This is a genomic window from Helicobacter sp. 23-1044 (assembly GCF_053654695.1).
On sequence record NZ_JBSIUQ010000001.1, the window covers coordinates 165,947 to 189,579 of the forward strand.

A 23,633-nucleotide genomic window follows, 5' to 3' on the forward strand; every position below is an offset into this window, starting at 1 on the left:
TAAAAATTTCCCCCTCCCTTGCGGAGGGGGATTAAGGGGGTGGGTAATTTTCGCATTAGATTCTGCAAATCACCTAAATTCGCAGAATCTAGCATAATTTTCCCTATAAAATTCTCTTAAATCATTAAGCAAAATTCGCTCTTTTTTTGCGCTAGATTCTGCGTTTTCGTGCGAGATTCTGCGAATTTGATAAGATTCTGCGTTCTCTCGCACCACTTCCCACCATAAAAATCCATTTAGCCTTTGCGCCTTCACGCCTTTAAGTTTCGCACAAAGTGAGTGAATGTCAAAAATCTCGCCATTGTATTGTGCCTTGCCATTTGCGGTGAGATTCGCGCTTTTAGATTCGCTACCTTTGATATAGAGTGTTTCCCCCACGCGCAAAAGCCCACACTCTATCAAATCGCAAAGATTCACACGCAAGGGCTTTTCATCAAATTTCGCCCTTGCAATATCGCTATTTTCAAACGCCACGCAATCTACGCGCCTTTGCCCTGCGTGGATATACTGCTCGTTTTGCTCACACATTATGTAGCTTCGCCCAAGCCTCTTTGCCACCGCCGCAGTCGTCATACTCCCACCAAATGGGTCTAACACAATGTCGCCTAAATTTGAGCTAATAGCGATGATACGATACAGCAGAGATTCGGGCTTTTGCGTGCTGTGGAGCTTCTCGCCACGCGCATTTTTTAGTCGCTCATTTCCGCTACATACGGGGATTTTCCACACTGAGCCAAGCTGTTTTCGCGCACCTTTAGCAAAATCTATGATTTCAGCGTTTAGCTCTTTGGCGGTTTTGTAGTGAAATGTGTAGCGACTTTTTTTGTTTTTAGTCGCCCAAATCAGCGTCTCGTGGGAGTTATTTAAGCGCGTCCCCATAAAATTTGGCGTGGGATTGCTTTTATGCCACACAATGTCATTGATAAACCAAAAACCCAAATCCTGCATAATCCCGCCAATGGTGTAAATACACTGCATAGCACCAATAACCCAAATGCTACCATTTGGCTTCAAAATGCGCCGACACTCCGTAAGCCACGCACGAGTAAAGTCGCTATAATCGCGTGTCGAGTCAAATTGATTATCCCACAAATCATCACACCCGCTAAAATCGCTTCCCTCAGGGCGTTTAAGCGTCCCCTCCACACGCATCCAATACGGCGGGTCAGCGAAAATTAAATCAATGCTTGAATCAGGGAGCGTTTTTAGCAATTCTAAACTATTGCCGTGTAAAATTGTGTTTAGGGGGAGAATTTGGGATTTTAGATTCATTTTTTAATGATTTTTACTTCTGCGATTTCAAACTTTTCTTAATGCTCTTTTTATCAAGTCCCATTTTGGCATAAAATAGTGCGACAACTTCCTCGCGGGTTTTTACCTCAATCATTTGCTCTTTTTTAAAATCCCATTTATATCCCGCGCCTGTGCCACGCTCCCCTCGATTGTGTAACTTGCTAAAATCAATTTCGCTAATTTTTTCTAACCGCATATAAAGATTATCAGGTGCGACACCGATAAAGCAGATAAAATCGCAATTTGGCGTGTTTTTGATATGTTCGTTTTGAAATTTATCATTCACATCAAGGCTTGAAGTTTTTACTTCCACGCGAATATCGTTGATTTTTATATCCCAATCGCCTTGGTCGCCGTCTTGATATGCAAGTGAAATATTGCGCTCTTTGCTAAAAATATCGCGCAAAAGCCGTTCGCCAAAACTCCCGCGCTTATCAATTTGCAAGTGGCGAATCCGTGCGTATTTGCTCGTGCTTTTCCATTTTGAAGTCGCATTTACTTCGCGCTCAATCTCGCTAAATACGGCGTTTGCAATCTCTAAAATATCCATTACATTAAGCCCTTATCATAAAATCCCTTTTCAATCAACGCCTTTTCAATAAGCGAAGTGCGCAAATTTAGGCTAGAATTTGTCCCTAAAAAGCTAGTTTGCACCCAATCGATTGATTCTAGCGCGGATTTTACACGCGCCCTCTCTTGCGGATTTTCACGCAAAATCACAATGCCATAACCGCGCCTATGTGGGAGCGATTCAAAGTCATAGTAGATTTTCATCTGTGGTTTGCCAGCGGAGTGAAAACAAGTGCTAGGCAAATACAGGTCGCATTTATACAGCATTGCTTTGTTGCGTGTGCTAGAGCTACTCCCGCCATCGCTTAGTGAGTAGATTTTGATAAAGTCTTTGCAGGTTTTATGCGCGTTAGATTCGATATTTAGCGTTTTATTGTCAAGTAATTTTTTATGCGCCCAAATTTGAAAAAGTGTCGCTACTTCGACTTCTTTGCCGTTTGGATAGACAAAGCTATTTAGCGGGAGTTTTTCGCTATGGACTAGCTCATAGTTTTTCACGCGTTTTTTTGGACTACCTTTGCCATCGCTATCAAAAAGCGGAGGCAGTATAAACGCCACAAAATCCGCGCCATTTTGCAAATCCTTAGAATCTCCAAAATCCCCCGCGTGATTGATAAATCTTAGTGCGAGATTCCCGCGCAGTCCAAAGGGTGGATTGCCAAGCACGATATATTTTTGGTGCGAATCTTTTGGCGTGAATCCTAAAAAATTCTCACACAAAATGCCTTTGTTTTCATACTCTTTTTTATCCTCCAAATCAATGCCGATTCGCCTATCTTTTGGCATTAGATTAAAAAAGCTCAAATCCCCACAACTAGGCTCTATAAATGTGTATTGACTAGAATCTAATTTGTGAAAATTTAAGAATTTCAAAAATGATTCAAAGCAATATTTTGCCACTTCTTTTTTGGTGAAAAATTCATTATGTGAGCGAAAATCCACCTTTTGCAAGTCGTATTTGTTGCCAAGCAAAAAGTTTAAGTCGTAGAGATATTCATTTGGGATTTTTTGTGTTGCCTCCCAGCGTTTGAGAGTGCCTGTGTGTAAGTATAATTTATCAGCGATTGATTTTAGCGAATATGATGAGCGAAGTTCGTTATACACGCTTGTGGCTGTCATATTTTGGGCTAAATTAGTCGCAGTTGCCGTCATTTTGTGCCTTTATGCCTTATAAAATTTTTGCGGGATTATAGCGAAAAAATCCACACATTTTACACTATTTTCTATGCAATCCGCATTCTTTGTGGTCGGGGTTTTCCCACCACCAGCGTCCTGCGCGTATGTCTTCGCCCTCTTTGATTGCGCGGGTGCAGACATTGCACCCGATACTGCTAAATCCCTGCGAATACAGCGCATTTATGGGGAGATTCGCGCTTTTGGCGTAATCCCACATTTTGCTATCCTCCCAATCAAAAAGCGGATTGATTTTTTTTAGCGCGAAGTTTGCATCATTTTCTATGAGTTTCGTTTGTGCGCGTGTGATGGATTGTGCGATGCGGATTCCGCTAATCCACGCGACTTTGCCACTTAACGCCACTTTTAATGGCGTAATTTTTCGCACGGCACAGCAGTGTTTGCGCTTTTCTACACTCTCGCGCATTCCCCACTCGCCAAGCTCATTTTCTAGCGTGATAATCGCCGAATCCTCCGCGCTAAACGCCTTTATCTCAATGTCAAAAAATCGCGCCACCTCCGCTTGATATGCCAAACTCTCATCAAAAAGTTTCTTTGTATCAAGCGTGAAAACCTCCAAATTTGCCCTGTTTATCCCCGCTTTTAGCGTCAAATCTAGCGCGATTGTATCCTCGATTTGGTGTGAAAACGCTAGGGCGATTTTGCCCCCGCCAAATCCACTGCCAAATCCACCGCTAGAATTTTTGCTAGAATCTCCGCCCAAAACCTCGTCCAAAACCTCGCGCAATCGCGCTATATCGCTATTATATGACATACTCACTCCAAGATTGCTCATCGCTTCGATAAGCTTTAAGATTTAAGAAATTCACATAAATTGTCTCAATGTTTTTGGTGCGAATCTCATTTAGCGTCCCCTTGTCGATTTGCGCCTCTATCACTTGCGCGTCCACACCTACGCCGATTTGCACTTCTAAGATAATCCTATCGCCTAAGATTCGATAATGCAGTATTTTGCCCTTGTGTGAGCCGTATTTTTTGCTAAATGAAATCTCAATGTCGTGCGGACGGACGAAAAATGTTTGATTTGATTCCTCGTTTGCTCCGCTCTCCGTTACCACTACGCCCTCTTTGATTCGCGCTTTGAAAAGATTGACATTGCCTAAAAAGCTATATACGAATGGATTTGCAGGGTGCTCATAGACGGCTTCGGGTGTGCCTACTTGCTCGATTGCCCCAGCGTTCATTATCACAATCTCATCGCTCACTTCTAGGGCTTCCTCTTGGTCGTGCGTTACAAAAATGCTAGTGATGTGAATCTCATCGTGCAATCGCCGAAGCCACTTTCGCAAATCCACGCGCACCTTTGCATCAAGCGCACCAAATGGCTCATCAAGCAACAGCACCTTTGGCTCGATTGCCAAAGCCCTTGCAAGTGCTACGCGTTGCTTTTGTCCGCCACTAAGTTCGCTTGGGTAGCGTTTGGCAAGGGATTCTAACTGCACCATTTTTAGCAGTTCGGCGACTTTGTCTCTTATCGCTTCTTTGCTTGGGCGCGTGGCTTTGGGGCGCACACGCAATCCAAAGGCGATATTTTCAAACACGCTCATATGCTTAAAAAGCGCGTAGTGCTGAAATACAAAGCCTATGCCACGATTTTTGGGGCTTTGGCTTGTGATGTCCTCGCCAAAAAATCGCACCTCCCCACTATCGGCAGATTCAAGCCCTGCGATTATGCGAAGTAGCGTAGTTTTCCCACTGCCACTTGGTCCTAAAAGCGCGGTGAGTTTGCCCTCTTGCAATGTCAAATTGATATTTTTCAGCGCGTGAAAACTCTCAAAGTGCTTACTTAAATTACGGATTTCTATGCTCATTTTGTCCTTCCTTTATTGTGATTTAAATTCGCGCAAATCTTGCGAATCTTGCGTGGATTTTTGGGTAGATTCGCCTAAATCTGCACTAGATTCGTTAGATTCGCTCTGTGAATCGTTAGCATTTATCGTTTGTAATTCGTGCGAATCCGCGCTAGATTCAGCTTTTGAATCCTTTGAATCCCCACACGCCACAAACGCAATCGACATAAACGCCACCAAAACTATCAAACTTAATTTTTTCATTTTTTATCCTTTTTATAAGTATCGCCCCATTCAAATTCTGCGTTATCCCCACACATTGCATAGCAATCAAAATCAAATATCGCCCTATCTCGCGTTGGAATGATACCTTGCGCATTTTTGGCGATTTGTATCTCGCACCTGCTAAAATCCTCACCATCGCTAATAATGCTCGTTGTTCGCGCATTAGCGGAATCTATAAGGCGGATTTTGCCACTAATATTGCATACGCTTTGCCCCGCGCTAGCTTCATAAGCAAAGGCACACAAATCGCCCTCGCAACGCATTATATCAATCCACCCGATATATCCTTCACGCGACAAAGTATATCTGCCTTGCCATAGCGAATCTAGCTGTTGATTCGCGCCAGAATCGCCTGAATCTCTACGCAAATCTTGCGAATCTTGCGAAATTTTTGGATTTGTGATACCAAAATATTCGTTGATTTCATCTTCAAACACCACAATATCTTGTAGCTCTTTGGGCTTTTTGCCTTTTTGGTATAGATAAAATTCATAGAGCGAATCAAGTCTTGCAATATCTATGCTTTCATTTGGAAAAACAAGCTTTGTGTAATTCACCCTATCTTGTGAAATATACTTGGTTTCTATGCCGTTTGCTTTAAGATATTCGTCTAGCATATCAGCATACCAATGTGCGTCATCTGCAATTACATAAAAATCATCTTCTCCCCATTCTTTTTTAAATCTATCTATTTCATAATTAGTAGCAAACACTCGAATCACGCACTTATCGCAATCTACAATGAAATCTATATGTGAATCTTTTGGCGCGGATTTGTCTAAATTTGCACTTGAATCCGCGCTAGATTCGTTAGATTCGCTCTGCGAATCGCTAGTATTTATCGTTTGTGATTCGCCTAAATCTGCGCTAGATTCAGCTTTTGAATCCTTTGAATCACCACACGCACTAAATCCCAAAATCGCCACGAAAATCAAAAACACTAAACTTAACTTTTTCATTTTCACATTCCTTTTATTTGCAACTTTGCAATTTCATTGTTTGTATAAGTTTATCGCCTTTGTAAATCACTAGCGACTCATCGTGCGTTATATGGTAAGTGTAGCCTTGATTTGCAAACTCATATCCAGCATATTTGTAAGCTATTATCGCCTTTCCTTTAAGTGTGATAAATTCGCCACTTTGTTTATTTAGCCCGATATATGCGACTTTATCGCAGGATATATCGCCCTCACCACAAAGCTCAATGATTTTTATCCAAAATGTGTCATTTTGAAAGGTGCATTGTTCGCCAAATGGCACAAAATCCGCCCATAAAATACTTGCCAAAAATATCAAACCTAACTTTTTCATTTTTTACTACTTCTCCCTTGCAAAATTTTAAGCATTTTGTTATCAGGTTTGTATTCGCAACCACAGCCTTCACTTTCAGCTAGTGAAATCGCACTTATTCTTTCTTTATTTTTCATATATGGATTCGCACCTTTTTGCATAAGCAATTTTGCAATTTCATAAATCTTATCGTTGCCCTTACACTCAGACGACTTAATCTCACAATTCATATTTACTGCTATAATCAGTGGCGTATCGCCATTATCTATATCACGCATATTGACATTGAAATTTTTATTTTTCACCAAATATAGTGCTATATCAAAACGCCCACTATACACGCTTTTGTCAAATGCACTGCGACCATTACAATCCGCCGTATTGACATTTGCGCCACTTTGTAACGCTTGCTTTATTGCCTCAATATCGCTTTTTGTTGCCTTTATATCACTTTGCCATATTGCTTCGCATAATGATTGATTTTTGCTTAAATCTTGCGCAGATTCACTTAAAACCTGCGAATCGCACGACAATTTTAGCTGTGAGCTGTGGATATAGCCATAGATTGCCTCTTGGGGCTTTTTGGCATTTAGTGGGTAGTAAAAGACTTCCAACCATTTATTTTGTGGCAATTTTTCAATCTTTGTATCAGGTGGATAATCCGCCCATAAAATCTCATCATTTTCAGCTCCACAGCGCATATCCTCGCGCTTAATTTGTGCGATGATATTGCCATTTGGCTTATCGCGTAGATTTACAAAGCTATCTTTTGAGCCGTATTTAAGCGATATAAACTCTCCGCCGTCTTCGTAATGCTCATATACCTTGCCAAGTGGGCTAAATTCTATAAGCGTAGCGTAAGCATCGTGTCCCGCTTCGCCCTCGCCATAAAAGCTATAATCTTTTAAGCGCACTTTAGCGCGAATCCTACTCTCGCCCAAATGCTTATCCGCAATCGCTTTGGGTAAAAATACTTTTTTGCTATCGATTTTTAAAAGCACACCAAAATCTAATCGCTCAAATTTGACTTTAACCTTACTGCAATCCAATCTTTGCATTTTCTCATCAAACACGCCACCATCGCAATAACCCCAACGCAAAAAAGGCAAATCCAAATTCTTATCAGGGTAAAAGCGCGTTTGAAAAAAGTTTTCATCATATTCGTTATGATACGCGCTTACAACTACGCCTGTAAGTTCTACTTCGCCACTAAAACAAGCCATATTCGCAAATTTATCAGCGCAATTTATGCGTTTAAGTGTGTTTTTACTCATCACGCCTTTATTGCTTAAATATGGCTTACATTCATAGCAAAAATCTGGCGGAAAAGCAAACGCCACTTGCACTAAAAGCCCCACCACTAAAAATACTAAACTTAACTTTTTCATTTTTTATCGCTCCATTATTTTAATTTCGATTCGCGTGAATCTTATTTATAAATATCGCCCCGAGATTGCGCCTTGTAGGCGTAGATTAGGATTTGTGATTCGATTATTTCATACAAAAGGCGATATTTGCCGATTCGCAATCGATATTTGTGTGATTCACCCTGCAAACGCTTAATGTCAAGGTTATTTTCAAATGGATTTTGCGCGATTTGCTCTAATGCGTGAATAAATTTCGCGCTTACTTCAGGGTGTGAGTGCAAAAACTTCCGCACTTCCTTGTTCATCTCTACTTTATAGCTCATAGCCCAAGCTCTTTTTTGACAGATTCTAGGCTGTAAGTTTCCCCGCGCTTCAACTCTTTTCGCGCCTTTTTCCACGCTTTATAGTCCGCTTTGGTTTCCATAGGAAGCTTTTGGGGCAATTTTTCGCTTTTGTTTTTGCTAGATTCGCGCACTTCACGCACGCCCTTTAGCAGGCGAATCGCGCTTATAATCTCGCTTTTATTTTTATCGCTGATTTGCACTTGGATTGTCATTTTTTATCCTTTTATTTTGATTAGATTCACGCGCAATTATAGCAAATTTATATTTTTTGTTTTGGCTAGATTTGTGGCTATTTTGGATTATTGTTTTGTGGATTTTGCGTTGCGTTTCGTTTAAGGCGACTTACAATAGCGCGAATTTAAGTGCTAAAACGCACAAAACTCCACGCCCACAGCACACAAATCACCACAAAAATAAGCGTGCAGATGAGTTTTTTGCGCTTAAAAAGTGTGTAAAGTCCCACCAAACTTAATACCACAAAAAGCCCCGCTAGTGTGCGCCAAAGATAGATTTCATCATCATCGACATAAGTGCCTTTGTTGCGCGGTGCTTCATTAAACAAATCCCAAATATTAGACGCCACAATGCCGACAAAAAAGCACACATAAGGATAAAAAAGCCAAAAATTTGGGAATTTTTTATGGAAAATAATACTTGCTAAACCCACGATACAAAGCATTATCGCAAATGATAAAGCAAAAAAATCCTCTAATTTTATCACATTAAATTGAGTGAGTAAAAATATCTTAAATATCTCGGAGACAAAAATACAAAGCCAAAAGCCCCAAAAAATGCCAAGCAAAATCTTTGCGCTTCGCCCTTGTGTGTAAAGCGTCCAAGCCCCAGCGACAACGAAAAATAACAAAAAAATTAAAGCCAAAAAATCCACAGATTCGCATCCCATAAAAAAGAAAATTTTTATAACGACAAAGCAAATCTCGTGCGCCACATATCCTAAAAATTTAGCGATTTTCGCCCATAATGCTATATTTGCCTAATACATTTCACTTTCGCACTCGCACCTTGCTACTTGCATTGTCTTTTAGGCTTTTGTATTGCTTGTCTTTATCGTAGTATTTGCGCAGTCCCTTGCTTTTGCCCGGCGTCATTAAGTCGCTTTTTGCCTCCAAAATCGCTATCTTTTTATCAATGCAATTTAGGGCGTTTTGGTAAGATTCAAGCACGGATAAAATCTCGCTCCTTTGTGTTTGCAACATTGCAATTCGCTCATTTAGGCTTGAATCGCCCCTTTTGCTTAGCTCGACAAACTCACGCACTTTTGCGATACTCATACCTGTCTGTCGCATACATTGCACTAGCCCAACCCACTGCAAATCGCGTTCGCTAAAATATCGGTAGCCGTTGTCATCGCGCTCTATATGTGAGAAAAGCCCCATTTTCGCCCAATATCGCAGTGTGTGGCAACTCACTTTTGTGATGGATTCGACTTGCTTAATCGTGTATGCCATTTTGCGCCTCCATTTATGCAAAAATTTTTGGCGCAATTATAAAAAAATTTGCATAAATTTAGCGCGAATCTTTGTGCGAATCTTGCGCGAATCAATCCCAGATTCGCGCCTAAAACACATATCCGCTTGTGATTCCAAAGAAATTATGTCCGCTATTTGGCAAACTCAAAGTGCCGTTGCTAAAATGCTTGACAAAGATTTCAAAGCTAAAATTTTGCCACAGATAGCCCACAAACACGCGCTCTCCAAAGGTGAAATTTGAACCCACGCGCGATTCGCCCTTGCTTTTGATATACGCGCCGATGCCAACCCCTGCGTAAAGATTGCCATTTTCGCTCACAAAAAGCGGGAGCAAAATATCCTCGCTAACCCCTGCAAATGCGAGATTTATCGCGCCTAAACTCACTTCGCCAAAGCCACGCCCAAAGCCAAAAAATCCGCCCACTTCGACATTTAGTCGCCCGTGAATGCGAAAAAAGCGGTTTGGTTGCGAGTAGATAAATTCGACTTGATATTGATTTTCAAAGCCTTTGCTTCGCACACTTGCGCCAAACTCTAACCGAATCGCATTTTGTTTATCGCCAAATGCGGGATTTGTGGCAAAATATTGGGTTAGATTTTTTTGCGGTGCGGAATCTAAACTTGCAAAATCCGCTGTGGAATCTAACTTAGTTTTTGCAGAATGCGACAAATTTGGGGGGGGGGGGTAATAGAGTTGTTTGTCAAATCTACATTTTGTTTTGCGCTAGATTCTGCGATTTGCGGGTTAGATTCTAGTGTAGATTTTGGCGTGGATTGCGCATTTAACGCGCTTATAAAAGCAGTGCAAAAATCGCCCTAATCATTGTGCCACCTTTTGTGCTTTTGCGCGAACGATTAAGAAAAATCCCAAAAGTTTGCCCTTTGTGACAAATGCTTTATAAATCGTGCGTTTAAAAAAAGCGAAATTGTAGCAAAAATTTAGGGCGATTTTATGCGAATCATAAAAATTTTAAGCGAAATTTAGCGCGAATCTAATGCCAACTTCACGCGAATCTAAATTGCAGATTCACGCTTATGGCACAATCATAATCTTTGTGCCGACTTTGACACTCTCATACAATTCTTTGATTTCATCATTTAGCACCGCGATACAGCCATCTGTCCAATCACCCGCAACATAGCTTAACTTCCCCAAAAATCCAAGCCCATTACGCAATCCGTGAATCTTTATATCCCCACCAGCACTCACGCCACGCGCCTTTGCATCTGCCAAATCCGCGCTATTTGGGTAAGAAATGCCAAGATTTAGAAAAAAGCGCGATTTTGGATTTTTGCTATCGATGAGATATTCTCCCTCAGGAGTCTTGCTATCGCCCTCTTGCGCTTTGTGCCCTTGTGGATTGCCACCTAGCGCGATATGGTAGGTTTTGGCGACATAGATTTCGCCATTTGTAGAATCTTTTGCCAACACTTTTAGCACTCTATCGCTTTTTTGGACAAGCAATGAATCGATTGCATTGCCTTTGAGCGCGAAGTATAGCGAATGCGAATCGCTTTGGTTTGTGCCTAAAATTTTCGCGCTTATACCCACACCCAAAGCCACAGCGCACACCGCCCCGACAATTACAATCACCAAACTTAATTTTTTTATTTTTGCACTCCCATTATTTTGATTTGTATTCGCAGCAATCTTAAAAAACCTTGCGCTGATTTATGCCACTAGATTCTGCGTTTTTACGCTCTCTCATATTTCTCAATGATACATTTCAAAATAAGCGCGATGATTGAAAGTAGCGTTAGCACACTTGCCACTGCAAACGCCGCCGTGTAGAGATAGTCATTGTAGAGAATCTCAATATATAAAGGCATCGTGGTAGTAAGCCCGATGATTTTCCCGCTCACCACCGCCACCGCGCCAAACTCGCCGATAACCCGCGCATTTGTCAGCACGATACCATAGAAAAGCCCCCATTTGATATTTGGCAAAGTTACCTTAAAAAAGCTCTGCCACCCGTTTGCGCCCAAACTTATGGCGGCTTCCTCTTCCTCTTTGCCCTGCTCTTGCATTAGCGCGATGAGTTCTTTTGCGACAAAGGGGAATGTTACAAACGCGCTTGCTAGGATTATCGCGGGGATGGCAAAAATGATTTTTATATCCCACGCGTTTAAAATCTCGCCAAAAAATCCGCTATTGCCAAACAAAAGCACAAAGCAAAGCCCCACAATCACAGGCGATACGGCAAAGGGAATCTCAATAAGACTTGATAATATAAACTTGCCACGAAATTCAAACTTTGCGATTGCATAAGCGATAAAAGTCCCAAATATCGCATTTATCGGCACGACAATGACAACGCAAGTAAGCGTCAAAAGCAGTGCTTTTATCGTGTATTCATCGCTTAACGCCTCCACATACACGCCCACACCCTCACTCAACGCCTCCACAAAGACGATAATCAAAGGCAACGCCACCATAATGCCCAAAAACGCAAAGCTAATGCCAATGCCAATGTAGCGCAACGCCTTTGGCTCTGTGTTTTTTATCATTTGCGCGTTTTTTTGCGCCATATTTTTGCCATTCATACGCGCTTCCTCCATTGCCCTAAAAGATTGATAGCAAGTAAAATCACAAATGCCACGCTTATCATTAGCACACCTACCGCGCTTCCGCCCAAATAATCAAACGAATCTAACTTTTTTACGATTAAAAGTGGCAGTATTTCGCTCTCAAATGGGATATTGTTTGAGACAAAAATCACTGAGCCATACTCGCCAAGCCCCCGCGCAAAGGCTAGGGCGAATCCAATGAGCGCAGATGGGATTAAAGAAGGCAAAATCACAAAATAAAAACTTTGATAAAAGTTCGCCCCCAAGCTCCCTGCGGCTTCTAAACTCTCTTTGTCTAAATCTTTGATGACGGGTTCTAGTGTGCGAATCACAAAGGGAATCCCTACAAACACTAAAGCCACGACAACGGCTACAAAACTGCGCCCCTCCAAATCTACACCGATTGCCAAAAATGCCTTGCCTACGATACCATTGCTTGATAGCAAAAAAGCGATTGCGATTCCCGCTACGGCGGTGGGGAGCGCGAAAGGCAAGTCGATTAGGGCTTCTAAAAGTCGTTTGCCAAAAAAGTCATATCGCGCCAAGCTCCACGCCACGATAAATCCTAAAATAAGATTTATTAGCGCGGCGATGAGCGCGGTGGAGAGTGAGAATCTAAGCGCACTTAGCACTTGTGAATCACTGATGATTTCTACAAATTTTGCCCACTCTAATTTAAAGCTAAACGCAAAAAGCGCGATTAGCGGGATAATCACAAGCAGACTAAAATATGTCATACCAAGCCCGAAGCTAAGCCCAAAGCCCTGCAAAATCGAGGGCTTTTTGGCGATGATTTTTTGTGATAGTTGTGAGAGATTCATTTGCTAATCCTTATTGATTTTATAAAAGATTTTATTTTCTAGCGCGATATTTTTAAGCGAATCGCAGACTTTGTCTTGTTTGTTCTCTATCCTTATTTGCATTCTTTCTTTGCTTTGCTTTGGTGGATTTTTATATTCGCTTTTTAATAAAGAGCCTTGTTGCTCTCTAAGGCTTACTTTGCATTTGCCATCATTGTTATAAACATACACTCTATAAGATTCACCATTTTCGGCTATGTCCTCTTTTTCAGCTGCCGTCCAAGCCCAAGCCTTATCCTTAAACACCAACACGCCATTATGATATATTTCAAATGCTATATACATTCTCGTCTTAACATTTGGCGGTATAAATTTATAGCGAATCTCTATATTATCATCTTGTGCTATAAATATACGAATCTGCTCACCAAACACCACGCCACACGCTAAAAATATAAATGCTAGTAGTTTTTTCATTTTATTTTTACTCCAAATCATTTAAAAAGTTGCGAATGTGTGCCGATTCGCAATAGTCGAATCTCATCATTTTCAATCAAATAAATCACTAGCTTATCGCCACAAATATGAAATTCCCTAGCATCTGCATATTCCCCTTTTAGCGCGTGGTCGTTTGCGCTTGGTGGCAGTGGTTTATCATTTGCTAATAATGAAAAATATTCCACCATTTTATTAAACTCGCTATCGCTTAATCGCACCTTTGATAAGTCATTGATAAATTTTTTCTCGCGTTTTAAATTCATCGCTTATGCCTTATTTTGCGACTTCATTGCTTCAAATTCTGCCCTTAACTGCTCCAAAGTAAAACTCTCTAAATTCTCGCCTTTTCGTGCGTTTTCTATCGCCTTTTTGGTTTTATCATTTGGCATCTCGCTTCTACCTTGTAAGCTAAATGGTATCGCATTTTCGCGTATCACGGCTTTGGCAAATACATTAAACGCAGAGCTAAGATTTAGCCCCATATCGCTTATGATTCGCTCAAATTGCGCCTTGTCGTCTTTATCCATTCTAAAAGTTACATTTATGGTTTGCATTGCTTTATCCTTATTTTGAAATTAAAATATGGCATTTTACCATAAAATATATTAAGATTCGCAGAATCTAGGCTCAGATTCTGCGTTTTTTGTGTTAGATTCTGCAAAGCGCAGAATCCGCGCTATTTTTTCTCTTTTTTAATCGCTTCAAAAATCTTATCAAACTCCCCGCCATCGCTAAAATGCGTCTTTTGTGCTTTGCTCCAGCCACCAAAGGTATCGATTTTTACGAGTTCTAGCGCAGGAAAATTCGCACTATATTTTTTCGCCACCGCTTCATTTATGGGGCGATAGAAATTTTTGGCGATGATTTCTTGCGCACTTTCATCATACAAATGCGTGATATACGCCTTTGCCACTTCGCGTGTGCCTTTTTTATCCACGACTTTATCTACGATTGCCACAGGTGGTTCAGCGAGAATACTAATGCTAGGAATGACAATCTCAAATTTGCCCTTGCCAAGTTGCTTTTGCGCTAAAAGGGCTTCGTTTTCCCACGCGATTAGCACATCGCCCACATTGCGCTTCACAAAGGTATTTGTCGCGCCCCTCGCACCTGAATCTAGCACAGGCACATTTTTGTAAAGTTTTGTCAAAAATTCTCGCGCTATATAATTTTGCGCCTGTGGTTTATCGTTGTTTTTCTCCATTTTAAGAGCGTAAGCTAGGGCTGCTAGGTGATTCCACCGCGCACCGCCCGAAGTTTTGGGATTTGGCGTAATTACTTTCACGCCGTCTTTTACCAAATCGTCCCAATCTTTTATGCCCTTTGGATTGCCAGCTCTAACGAGAAAAACGATTGTTGAGTAATATGGCGTAGAGTTGTTTGGAAACGCTTTTTGCCAATCTTTTTTTAGCAATCCACGCTCCGCAATCGCGTCAATATCAAACGCCAACGCAAGCGAAACTATGTCAGATTCAAGCCCATCGATGACAGAGCGCGCTTGTGCGCCTGAGCCCCCGTGTGATTGACGAATCGATACTTTATCGCTTTTTTGCTTTGCATACCACGCGCTAAATTCGGCATTATATGCCCTATAAAGCTCTCTTGTGGGGTCATAAGAGACATTTAAAATCTCATAATTTGCCCCAAACACCACGCTTACAAATCCTAAAATCGATGCCACGATTTTGAATGCTAGTTTTTTCATTTTTTATCCTTTTAATGTGGTTTAATTTCTTTAAAATGCTCTTCGCCAATGCCTCGCTCTTTGCTTGTCTCGCCAAAGAGTTTATCGCTCGTGTAGTCATAATATGGCGCAGGATTTTCATCAAAGCTAGGAATCTCTTGCAATGATTCTGCGATTGCGATGATTTCCGCTTCACCCACGCTATCGACATAATCCTCAAATAGCGGATATTGCGCTTTTTGCGGGATATATTTTGCCAAAACACGATAGATAAATTCAGGCAAGTGAAATGCCGAAATATCCGCGACTTTTTTCGCAAAGCGCGATTTTTTCTCCGCACTCGCACTCACAATCCCGCCGATTACGACATTATACGCAGGATAGCTATAATCACCATTGCGTTTAGACTTGCCAAAAAAGCCCAAATTCGCGCTAAAATGATTCGCACACGAATTTGGACAGCCAGAGAGCTGAATCCTAAATTCTTGAAGCGCGTCTAAATCTAACCCCTTGTCCTCCAAATATTCCTCGATTTTTAGCACTGCGCCACGCGGACGCGCAATGCCTAGCTGACAAGTCGCCGCACCCGTGCAAGCCACCATATCGCCGATAATGGCAGGTTTGGCACTTTGAGTTGAAAACTGCGTAATCAAATCGTGCAAACTAAGCAAGTTTTTCGCGCTTAAATTTCGCAAATACATATTTTGATTTGGTGCGAAAAATAAGCTGTGATTGCCGATTTTTTCAAGTCTTTGCGCAAGCTCCCTTGCGTGAGTGGATTTCAAATCGCCCAAACTCAAAGGCACTTTGGCGCAAAAATAGCCATTTTGCACTTGCTTTATCACAAAGCGATTCCACCATTTTTGTTGCGCTTCGCTCATTTGTGGAATCTCTAAATCCGCGCCACTTAATTCGGGCAATTTTGGGCTAGATTCGACACTCAAAGCGCAATCAAAATTTGTCCGCACGATTTTCATCTCATCAAAAATCATCTTTGAAAGCTCTGATTCGCCAAACTTTTCAGCCACGAATCTAAACCGCGCTCGATTTTTGCGCTCTCTATCGCCGTGCCTATCATAAATCTGCTTTGCCGCCTGTGCCAAAACAAACAAGTCCGATTCGGGCAAAAAGTCCATTAGCTTAAATCCAAGCAGTGGTTTTGCGCCCATTCCGCCTGCTACCCACACTTCAAAACCGCGCTCTTTGCCTTGAATCTTAGCGATAAATCCCACATCAGTAATCGTTGCCATCGCTCTATCCGCGCTTGAAGCAGAAAAGGCGAATTTGAATTTTTTAGGCAAGTAAAAGGAATCTTTAAGCCCTAACATTTTGGTTGTGAGCGCATTTGCATAAGGTATCACATCAAAAACGCAATCACTTGCGACATTTGAGAGAATGTCTGCGTTAATATTGCGCACCGTAGCCCCTCCGCCACCACGCGAAGTAAGCCCGATAGAGTGCAGATTCTCCAAAATCTCGCATAAATCATCTAACTTTGTATAATGCAACTGAATCCCGCCACGCGTAGTAATGTGAAGCTGATTGTTTGCATATTTGTCCGCATAGTCCGCTAAAATACCAAGTTGTTTTGGCTCTATCTCCCCGCCATAAGTTTTCACGCGCACCATATAAGTCTCGCGCTCCCTTTGCTCATATACGCCAAAAGGCACACGAATGCCCTTAAAATCGTCCTTTGTGATTATGCCATTTTTCAAATCATCAAGCGATTTTTTAAAAAACTCAAAGTCGCCTTTGGTAACCGAATCTGGGATTTTATATCCGCTCATTTTTGTCCTTTGTATTTTGTGATTTTTAAAAGCGAAAATATAGCATAAATTTTCAAAAAATCAAGCATAAATTTTTAAAATCATATTGTATTTGTAAAAATTCGCAAAATTTTGGGGCAAAAATGGCAAAAACTGCATAGATTCTGCGAATCGCAGAATCTACACATAAAATCGCAGAATCTCGCAGAATTTTCGTGGCAGATTCTGCGAATCACGCAAAAATCGCAGAATCTACTTAATTTTTCATTGCGAAATTTGTTTGTGATTCCTATAAATAAATTCATAGGATTTTAGTAAGAAATTTTGCGTTAGGTTCGCAACTGCTTAGCGTTTTTTATAAGGCACAATTTTATATTCTACATTATTTTCTGCCACGAATCGCTTTACGCCAAAGTCCGTGCGCTTACAGCTCGTTACAAACACACGGCGAATCTTGCGCTTGGCAAGGTATTTTTGATTGCGCTTGATATATGCCGTGCAGTCGCCTAAAAAGATTCGCAAATGCTCTTGTTTGACTTGCGAATGCTCCCAATTTTTGCATTGAATCAAAATCGTCTCATCGCCTTTGTGTGCGACTATGTCAATGCCACCATCAGCAACGCCCATATTTATGCCATTGTAGTGGATTTTGTAGCCCTTGCGCTTGTAAGATTCACCGATTTGAAATTCGTAATTATCGCCTTTTTGTTTATTTGCAATCTCTAAAAATTGCTTTGATTTGCGCTTTTTGTGCGGTTTTGTAAAGATTCGCAAAATTTTCATAAGCTGAAAAATCATTTATTTTTCCTTATTTAGATTCGCATCCGTCCTCCAAAACTTTTGCATTTCCATTTGAATCAAACTCAACCACAACATAGGGCAAACCTTGCGTATTTAGTTCGCGCATAAAAAAGTCGGGGTTGTTTTGCTCCATATTCCAAACCCCCGCACCCTGCGTTGTCTCTTGGGTAATTTCGCGGGAGTTTGCCACTCGCTTCGTCAATGAACGATTTAGTTCTATTTCCTCGCTCGTGGCTTCACAACCCACGAACTTCCCGCAAGATACTTCCGCAGGATTCCCCTTTTTTGATTGCAATTCCACCGCATTATCAACCCCCTGCCATTCCCCGCCTTTTGGCATATCATCATTATTTGCGTCATTTGGCGTTTTCTCACACCCCACGCCCCATTTGCCCTCGCATATCAGCTTCGCCCCTATCATCGCAGGCACGCCTGTGGTGTAGCTAACCCCCTGTGCGCCCACTTCCTCGTAGCATTTTTCGTGCTCGCAAATGTTGTAAATGTAGATTGTCCGCTCCGCGCCATCTTTTATGCCCTTTATGTAGCAGCCGATGTGCGTTTGCCCTTTGGTGCGCGGGGCTAGGCTCGCTGGGTCTGGCAGTAGCGTTTTTAGCACTTCGATAGGAATGATTTTGCCCCCTTTGTGCGCGACTTCATCGATGCGAAGTAAGCCGACATTTTCTAGGCATTTCATATGCGTTAGGTAGGATTCGCCAAATGTCATAAAAAAGCGGATTTTGCGCAAACCCTTTATATTGCGGATAAGCGATTCTAACTCCTCGTGGTAGAGCAAGTAGCTGTTTTTCACGCCCACGCCCAGATAGTCCCACTCTTTCATCAGTGATAATGGTGCGACATCGCGCCACTGCCCGCCGAAATAATTTTGATTTTGCAAATCTTGCGTGTTTGATTCTAATGCAAAATGCTTTTCGCTTCGCTCAAATTTGCGATAGATTTTATCCTCTTGCAAATCAGAATTTAAAGCAAGGTTTGATTCTAGGCTTGTAGAATCCACCCACCCCCTAGCCCCCTCCGCAAGGGAGGGGGGATTTGCCAAATCCACGCCATTTTTCACCCAAAATCTCCCCTTGCTACTCACCTCACGCAAATTGATTTCGGGGTTAAAATTTGTCGCAAACGCGTATCCGTGGTCGCCTGCGTTGCAATCCAAAATATCGATACTATGAATCTCATCAAAATAATGCTTTTGCGCATACGCACAAAAGACATTCGTAACGCCCGGGTCAAAGCCACTCCCCAAAAGCGCGAAAATCCCCGTTTCCTTGTAGCGCGTATCATAAGCCCACTGCTCTTTATACTCAAAGTGCGCGCTATCTGGGTGCTCATAATTTGCCGTGTCTAAATAATGCGTTTTCGTGCGCAAGCACGCCTCCATAATCGCCAAATCTTGATAAGGCAACGCCACATTTACCACGAGTTTTGGGCGGTATTTTTCTATCAAAGCCACCACAGATTCCACGCTATTAGCATCTACTTCGTCAATCTCAATCTCGCCAAAGCCTTTTGCGCGGATAGATTCTGCGATTGCTTGGCATTTGCTCAAAGTGCGCGAAGCTAATATGATTTTTGAAAATACGCCCCGATTCATCGCCATTTTGTGCGCGACTACGCCACCTACGCCACCTGCTCCGATTTGCAATACACACGCCATTTTGCACCTCCATTATTTTAAAATCAAATTTTAGCAAAATCGCTACCTAAAAATCCTGCCAAAATATTTTCTAAAAATATAAAAAAACACAAATCCACGCAAAAATGTCTCAATCAAAATGATGAGATATATCGCAAGGATAGGCATTTTTAGCTGTAAGCAAACATACATTGGCAAGATTCGTAAAATCCAAATACAAGTCGTATTTACAAAAAGCGAGATTTTTGTCGCACCTGCCCCGCGAAACGCCCCATCGATGACAAAGATAAACACAAGCGGGATTTGCGACAATCCCACGCATACTAAATACAAGTAACTACTATAAACCACTTCGCTTCTGTCGCTAAAAAACGCGCTCAATCCCCCGCCAAAGGCAACCATCAAAATCCCCATAACGCCCATAAATGCGGACGCCAAAATGATTGTGGTGTGGATATATTTTCGCACCATATCCGCCCTCCCCGCGCCTAAAAACTGCCCTGTGAGCGCCATCGAAGCGACTACGAATCCAAATGATGGCATTATTGCGATAAATTCGATTCGACTGCCGATTTGAAGTCCTGCGAGATAGTCACTCCCGTAGTTTGCGACAAATTTGGCGATTAGCATTAGCGAAATGATGGTGAATGCGCGTTCAACGCCGATTGGCACGCCGATGATTAGTCCTTTTTTGAAAAGTCGCCATTTGAGAGTGTAGCGCAGTTTTAGCACCGCATTTTTTCGCGCTAAAAGGCATAGTAAAATCAAAAACTCCATATACGCCGTGATGAGATTTGCAAGCGCAATGCCTACGATGTCGAGATTTGCGACAAAAATCAGCACTAAATTTAGCGCGATATTTAGGGCGGTGGTGAAAATCTTTATGTAAAAGGGCGTTTTTGTGTTGCCAATGGCGTTAAATGCGGCGATAATGATTGTGCGGAGCAAAACTGCGGGGATTGTGGCGATGATGATGGTGGTGAAAATCTCGCCTAAAATCTGCGAAGTGCCATCCACGCCAATCCACTCAAAATAGGTGCGTTGAAGCGAATCGGCGACTAAAAAAATCGGCAGCGACAGCACACACACGCCAAAAAACATACTTGATAAAACCGCGCAAATCCCGCTAAAATCACCCATACCATAAAGGCGCGAAATTTGCGCATTTGTGCCGACAAAAAAGATATTTGTGATGGCAAAAAGCATCATAAAGAAGTTCAGTCCAAGTCCTACGGCGATGATATGGTATTGCGAGAGTTGCCCCATCAAAAATATGCCGATGATGATGTTTGCGATATCTAAAAGCGAGTTTAATCCCGCAGGGATGGCGATACGAAGGATTTTTTTTGCGCGAGATTTGAAGGTGGAGTGTGCGTTTAGATTCTGCGAAATGTTGCTAGATTTTGTGAATTTTGCATTAGATTCTGCGATTTTTGTTTGATTCGGTGAATCTTGCGTTTGATTCACAGAATCTACAATTAAATCATTTGCAATTCTAGTATCTTGCGCGAGATTCGTGGGTTGCGCTGAAAAATTCGAGCGAAAATAGGACATAAAGTCCATTAAGCGAGAATTTTTCAAGCTCCCGCGAAGGTTGCGTAAGAGACGAATTGCTTTAGATTCTGCGATTTTTTTGCGTGGCATTAGTCAATAAATCGTTTTGTCAAATTATGATAATATTCAATCCTTCTATCGCGCAAAAAGGGCCATATATTGCGGACTTGCGAGATTCTGCGCCTATCGATGCAAATGCGTAAAATCTCATCTTTATCCGCACTTGCCATCGCTATTTCCTCGCCCTGCGGTCCAAAGGCAAAGCTATGCCCCCAAAAATTTATCGCACTTTGCGTGTTATTTGATAGATTCTGCGTTTCAATCCCGTGCCGATTTATCGCGCAAACAAAAATGCCATTTGCAATAGCGTGTCCCCTTTGCACCGCAATCCACGCGTTTAGTTGCCTTTTTTTCTCGTCATCTGAATCGCTCAAATCCCACCCGATTGCGGTAGGATAAATCAAAATCTCCGCCCCACCTAACGCCATCAAACGCGCCGCTTCGGGATACCATTGGTCCCAGCAAATTAAAACGCCGATTTTACCAAGCGTTGTTTTAATCGGCGCAAAGTCATTATCGCCTTGCGTAAAGTAAAATTTCTCATAGAAGCTCGGGTCATCGGGGATGTGCATTTTGCGATACTGCCCTGCTATGCTACCATCTTTGTCAAACACCACCGCCGTGTTGTGATAAAGTCCCATTGCTCTCTTTTCAAAGAGCGAAGTGACAAGCACGACTTTATGCGCTTTTGCGAGTTTCGCGAAAAATGCCTTTTGGCTCTCAAAAGATTCTGCGTATTTGAAAAACTCGACATTTTCGCTTTGGCAGAAATACTCAAATGAATGCAACTCTTGCAATGCGACTAAATTCGCGCCAGATTCTGCGGATTTGGCGATAGATTCTGCGATGAAGTCATTTGTCGCTTCGCCTTTGAAGCTGTGCTGAATTAGTGCGAGTTCTATCATCGCCTACTCATCCTCATAGTCATCATCGCTGTAAGTGTAATCATCCTCATCGTAGTCGAAATCCTCATCATCAAAGTCATCTAACTCATCAAAGTCGAAATCATCATCAAAGTCCTCTTCGCCAACATTTTCGTTTTCGTCAAAATTGCTCATTTTTATTCTCCCTTATTTTCCCACGCTATGTGGATTTTGCCGTCTTTTTCCTCTGTGGCAGCCATTCCCATTATGCTATATCCGCAATCGACATAATGCACTTCGCCCGTAACCGCGCTCGAAAGCGGAGATAGCAAATACATAGCCGAATCGCCAACTTCGCTAATGCCGACATTTTTTTTGAGTGGCGCATTTATTTCATTCCACTTTAAAATCATTCTAAAATCGCCAATTCCACTTGCCGCCAAAGTGCGAATGGGACCCGCAGAAATGGCATTTATGCGAATCCCTCGCTCTCCAAGCTCATAAGCTAAATATCTCACAGAGGATTCAAGCGCAGCCTTTGCCACGCCCATCACATTGTAATGTGTGATATATTTTTGCGCTCCCAAATAGCTAAGGGTAAGAATTGCGCCATTTTCGCTCACTATAGGCAGCATTTCGCGCACAAGCTCCACAAGCGAATACACAGAAATCTCCATCGCCGTATTAAACGCGCTTTTTGAAGTCGCCAAAAACTCGCCATCTAACGCTTCTTTTGGCGCAAAAGCCACGCTATGCACGATAAAGTCGATTTTTCCAAAATCTCTTTTCAAACTCTCACGCAACGCGCCAAAATGCGATTCATTCCCCACATCTAGCTCATAAATCTTATCGCTACCAAATTCACAAGCTATCGGCTCTACGCGCTTTTTTATGCTGTCATTCATAAAAGTGAATGCCAAATTCGCCCCTTGCTCGTGGCAAGATTTCGCTATGCCATAGGCTATGGACTTATTGTTTGCGATGCCTACAATTAGCCCTTTTTTACCTTCTAAAATATTCCCTTGCATTATCTTAACTCCTTATGATTTGATAAAAATGCTCTACTTCTAAACTCGCATTGCCCACCAAAACGCCGTCTGTCGCGGACAAAATCTCTTTTGCATTGTTTGCATTCACGCTCCCGCCATAAAGTATGGGCTTTTTGGCGATATTTTGCAAAAATTCATAGACTTCGCTAATCTGCTCCAAACTTGCATTTTGTCCCGTGCCTATCGCCCAAATAGGCTCATAAGCGATGATTAGATTTGGATAATCTAAATCGATATTTTTTAGTTGCGATTGCAAAAAATCCTTTGTTTTATTAGATTGGCGAATCGCCAAATTTTCCCCCACACAAAGAAAAATCTCAAAATTTTGCTCAGCAAAAAACGCAAATTTCTTTGCCACAACTTCATCGCTTTCACCAAAAAGCGTCCGCCGTTCGCTATGCCCAATTAAAATCGTTTTTATGTGAAATTCGCTCAAATGACAAAGCGATATTTCGCCCGTAAATGCGCCGCCTTCGGCAAAATGCGCGTTTTGTGCGCCAAGCGTGAGATTCGCAAAATCATTTGCCACAAGCGAAGTAATCGCAGGAAAAATATAAATTTTTCGCGAATCCAAAAGCTCTTTTGTCGCGGCATTTAGGCGCGAATCCAGCGCATTTAGGTAGCCAATCGAATCGGCACGATTTTTGTTGCTCTTAAAATTACCAGCGATAATTTTCATTTTTCTACAATCCTAATAAAAAAAATTGTAGAATTTT

31 protein-coding genes are annotated in these 23,633 nt (G+C 41.9%); 2 read left to right on the top strand and 29 right to left on the bottom strand.

Annotated features, from left to right (window positions below):
* Positions 1–69 precede the first annotated feature (69 nt).
* From ACWIUD_RS00990 to ACWIUD_RS01055, 14 genes are all read right to left on the bottom strand, one after another.
* On the bottom strand, positions 70–1,272 hold the full coding sequence (locus tag ACWIUD_RS00990) for a DNA-methyltransferase (protein WP_454145822.1): 1,203 nt from the start codon (positions 1,270–1,272) through the stop codon (positions 70–72).
* Positions 1,273–1,285: 13 nt separating this feature from the next.
* Positions 1,286–1,843 carry a hypothetical protein gene (locus ACWIUD_RS00995; RefSeq protein ID WP_454145824.1) on the bottom strand — a complete coding sequence of 186 codons (558 nt, stop codon included), beginning with the start codon at positions 1,841–1,843 and terminating at the stop codon, positions 1,286–1,288.
* A complete protein-coding gene (locus tag ACWIUD_RS01000) occupies positions 1,843–3,015 on the bottom strand; it encodes a restriction endonuclease subunit M (protein WP_454145826.1) in 1,173 nt (390 codons plus the stop codon). The genes ACWIUD_RS00995 and ACWIUD_RS01000 overlap by 1 nt, the downstream gene beginning before the upstream one ends.
* 64 nt (positions 3,016–3,079) lie before the next feature.
* The gene (locus tag ACWIUD_RS01005) at positions 3,080–3,811 is read right to left on the bottom strand and encodes a phosphoadenylyl-sulfate reductase (protein WP_454145828.1); all 732 of its coding nucleotides are present in this window, start codon (positions 3,809–3,811) and stop codon (positions 3,080–3,082) included.
* Positions 3,801–4,868, bottom strand: a complete 1,068-nt coding sequence (locus ACWIUD_RS01010) for a sulfate/molybdate ABC transporter ATP-binding protein (protein ID WP_454145830.1) — start codon at positions 4,866–4,868, stop codon at positions 3,801–3,803. Before ACWIUD_RS01010 ends, ACWIUD_RS01005 begins: the two co-directional genes overlap by 11 nt.
* Before the next feature lie 12 nt (positions 4,869–4,880).
* Positions 4,881–5,111, bottom strand: a complete 231-nt coding sequence (locus ACWIUD_RS01015; RefSeq protein WP_454145832.1) for a hypothetical protein — start codon at positions 5,109–5,111, stop codon at positions 4,881–4,883.
* Entirely contained in the window at positions 5,108–6,091 is a 984-nt protein-coding gene (locus ACWIUD_RS01020) for a hypothetical protein (RefSeq protein ID WP_454145834.1), read from the bottom strand. Before ACWIUD_RS01020 ends, ACWIUD_RS01015 begins: the two co-directional genes overlap by 4 nt.
* A gap of 13 nt (positions 6,092–6,104) precedes the next feature.
* Positions 6,105–6,443, bottom strand: a complete 339-nt coding sequence (locus tag ACWIUD_RS01025) for a hypothetical protein (protein WP_454145836.1) — start codon at positions 6,441–6,443, stop codon at positions 6,105–6,107.
* Positions 6,440–7,810, bottom strand: a complete 1,371-nt coding sequence (locus ACWIUD_RS01030; RefSeq protein WP_454145838.1) for an ankyrin repeat domain-containing protein — start codon at positions 7,808–7,810, stop codon at positions 6,440–6,442. The genes ACWIUD_RS01025 and ACWIUD_RS01030 overlap by 4 nt, the downstream gene beginning before the upstream one ends.
* A 41-nt stretch (positions 7,811–7,851) precedes the next feature.
* Positions 7,852–8,112 (bottom strand): type II toxin-antitoxin system RelE family toxin, encoded by a 261-nt coding sequence (locus ACWIUD_RS01035; protein ID WP_454145840.1) that lies wholly within the window; start codon positions 8,110–8,112, stop codon positions 7,852–7,854.
* Positions 8,109–8,345, bottom strand: a complete 237-nt coding sequence (locus tag ACWIUD_RS01040) for a hypothetical protein (RefSeq protein WP_454145842.1) — start codon at positions 8,343–8,345, stop codon at positions 8,109–8,111. The genes ACWIUD_RS01035 and ACWIUD_RS01040 overlap by 4 nt, the downstream gene beginning before the upstream one ends.
* 146 nt (positions 8,346–8,491) lie before the next feature.
* Positions 8,492–8,998 (bottom strand): hypothetical protein, encoded by a 507-nt coding sequence (locus ACWIUD_RS01045; protein ID WP_454145844.1) that lies wholly within the window; start codon positions 8,996–8,998, stop codon positions 8,492–8,494.
* A 139-nt stretch (positions 8,999–9,137) separates the two neighbouring features.
* Positions 9,138–9,602: a MerR family transcriptional regulator gene (locus ACWIUD_RS01050; RefSeq protein ID WP_454145846.1), complete on the bottom strand. Its 465-nt coding sequence runs from the start codon at positions 9,600–9,602 to the stop codon at positions 9,138–9,140.
* A 109-nt stretch (positions 9,603–9,711) separates the two neighbouring features.
* A complete protein-coding gene (locus tag ACWIUD_RS01055) occupies positions 9,712–10,293 on the bottom strand; it encodes an acyloxyacyl hydrolase (RefSeq protein ID WP_454145847.1) in 582 nt (193 codons plus the stop codon).
* A gap of 24 nt (positions 10,294–10,317) precedes the next feature.
* Here ACWIUD_RS01055 and ACWIUD_RS01060 point away from each other — a divergent pair, with 24 nt between their 5' ends.
* The gene (locus ACWIUD_RS01060; protein WP_454145848.1) at positions 10,318–10,443 is read left to right on the top strand and encodes a hypothetical protein; all 126 of its coding nucleotides are present in this window, start codon (positions 10,318–10,320) and stop codon (positions 10,441–10,443) included.
* A gap of 213 nt (positions 10,444–10,656) precedes the next feature.
* On the opposite strand, the gene ACWIUD_RS01065 is transcribed toward ACWIUD_RS01060, so the two are convergent.
* The 8 genes from ACWIUD_RS01065 to ACWIUD_RS01100 form a co-directional block, all read right to left on the bottom strand.
* Positions 10,657–11,217, bottom strand: a complete 561-nt coding sequence (locus ACWIUD_RS01065) for a L,D-transpeptidase family protein (protein WP_454146356.1) — start codon at positions 11,215–11,217, stop codon at positions 10,657–10,659.
* Positions 11,218–11,318: 101 nt separating this feature from the next.
* Positions 11,319–12,167, bottom strand: a complete 849-nt coding sequence (cysW, locus tag ACWIUD_RS01070) for a sulfate ABC transporter permease subunit CysW (protein WP_454145850.1) — start codon at positions 12,165–12,167, stop codon at positions 11,319–11,321.
* Positions 12,164–13,012: a sulfate ABC transporter permease subunit CysT gene (gene cysT / locus ACWIUD_RS01075; RefSeq protein ID WP_454145852.1), complete on the bottom strand. Its 849-nt coding sequence runs from the start codon at positions 13,010–13,012 to the stop codon at positions 12,164–12,166. The genes cysW and cysT overlap by 4 nt, the downstream gene beginning before the upstream one ends.
* Positions 13,013–13,015: 3 nt before the next feature.
* Positions 13,016–13,468 carry a hypothetical protein gene (locus tag ACWIUD_RS01080; protein ID WP_454145854.1) on the bottom strand — a complete coding sequence of 151 codons (453 nt, stop codon included), beginning with the start codon at positions 13,466–13,468 and terminating at the stop codon, positions 13,016–13,018.
* 17 nt (positions 13,469–13,485) lie between these two features.
* Entirely contained in the window at positions 13,486–13,752 is a 267-nt protein-coding gene (locus ACWIUD_RS01085; RefSeq protein WP_454145856.1) for a type II toxin-antitoxin system RelE/ParE family toxin, read from the bottom strand.
* 3 nt (positions 13,753–13,755) lie between these two features.
* The gene (locus ACWIUD_RS01090) at positions 13,756–14,043 is read right to left on the bottom strand and encodes a type II toxin-antitoxin system RelB/DinJ family antitoxin (protein WP_454145858.1); all 288 of its coding nucleotides are present in this window, start codon (positions 14,041–14,043) and stop codon (positions 13,756–13,758) included.
* Positions 14,044–14,165: 122 nt separating this feature from the next.
* Complete coding sequence (locus tag ACWIUD_RS01095; RefSeq protein ID WP_454145860.1) at positions 14,166–15,194, bottom strand: sulfate ABC transporter substrate-binding protein; 1,029 nt, start codon at positions 15,192–15,194, stop codon at positions 14,166–14,168.
* 11 nt (positions 15,195–15,205) lie between these two features.
* Positions 15,206–16,960 (bottom strand): nitrite/sulfite reductase, encoded by a 1,755-nt coding sequence (locus tag ACWIUD_RS01100; protein ID WP_454145862.1) that lies wholly within the window; start codon positions 16,958–16,960, stop codon positions 15,206–15,208.
* Positions 16,961–17,071: 111 nt separating this feature from the next.
* Here ACWIUD_RS01100 and ACWIUD_RS01105 point away from each other — a divergent pair, with 111 nt between their 5' ends.
* A complete protein-coding gene (locus ACWIUD_RS01105; RefSeq protein WP_454145864.1) occupies positions 17,072–17,254 on the top strand; it encodes a hypothetical protein in 183 nt (60 codons plus the stop codon).
* Positions 17,255–17,284: 30 nt separating this feature from the next.
* Here the strand turns inward: ACWIUD_RS01105 and ACWIUD_RS01110 are convergent, their stop codons facing one another.
* The 7 genes from ACWIUD_RS01110 to ACWIUD_RS01140 are packed head-to-tail and all read right to left on the bottom strand — an operon-like array spanning position 17,285 to position 23,596.
* Entirely contained in the window at positions 17,285–17,737 is a 453-nt protein-coding gene (locus ACWIUD_RS01110; RefSeq protein WP_454145866.1) for a restriction endonuclease, read from the bottom strand.
* 10 nt (positions 17,738–17,747) lie between these two features.
* A complete protein-coding gene (locus ACWIUD_RS01115) occupies positions 17,748–19,412 on the bottom strand; it encodes a saccharopine dehydrogenase family protein (protein WP_454145868.1) in 1,665 nt (554 codons plus the stop codon).
* 42 nt (positions 19,413–19,454) lie between these two features.
* Complete coding sequence (locus ACWIUD_RS01120) at positions 19,455–21,035, bottom strand: MATE family efflux transporter (protein WP_454145870.1); 1,581 nt, start codon at positions 21,033–21,035, stop codon at positions 19,455–19,457.
* Positions 21,035–21,907: a carbon-nitrogen hydrolase gene (locus tag ACWIUD_RS01125; RefSeq protein WP_454146358.1), complete on the bottom strand. Its 873-nt coding sequence runs from the start codon at positions 21,905–21,907 to the stop codon at positions 21,035–21,037. Before ACWIUD_RS01125 ends, ACWIUD_RS01120 begins: the two co-directional genes overlap by 1 nt.
* Positions 21,908–21,913: 6 nt before the next feature.
* Positions 21,914–22,063 carry a hypothetical protein gene (locus ACWIUD_RS01130; RefSeq protein WP_454145872.1) on the bottom strand — a complete coding sequence of 50 codons (150 nt, stop codon included), beginning with the start codon at positions 22,061–22,063 and terminating at the stop codon, positions 21,914–21,916.
* A gap of 2 nt (positions 22,064–22,065) precedes the next feature.
* Complete coding sequence (gene fabI, locus ACWIUD_RS01135) at positions 22,066–22,896, bottom strand: enoyl-ACP reductase FabI (protein ID WP_454145874.1); 831 nt, start codon at positions 22,894–22,896, stop codon at positions 22,066–22,068.
* A gap of 4 nt (positions 22,897–22,900) precedes the next feature.
* Positions 22,901–23,596 carry a triose-phosphate isomerase gene (locus ACWIUD_RS01140; protein WP_454145876.1) on the bottom strand — a complete coding sequence of 232 codons (696 nt, stop codon included), beginning with the start codon at positions 23,594–23,596 and terminating at the stop codon, positions 22,901–22,903.
* Between the last annotated feature and the right edge of the window lie 37 nt (positions 23,597–23,633).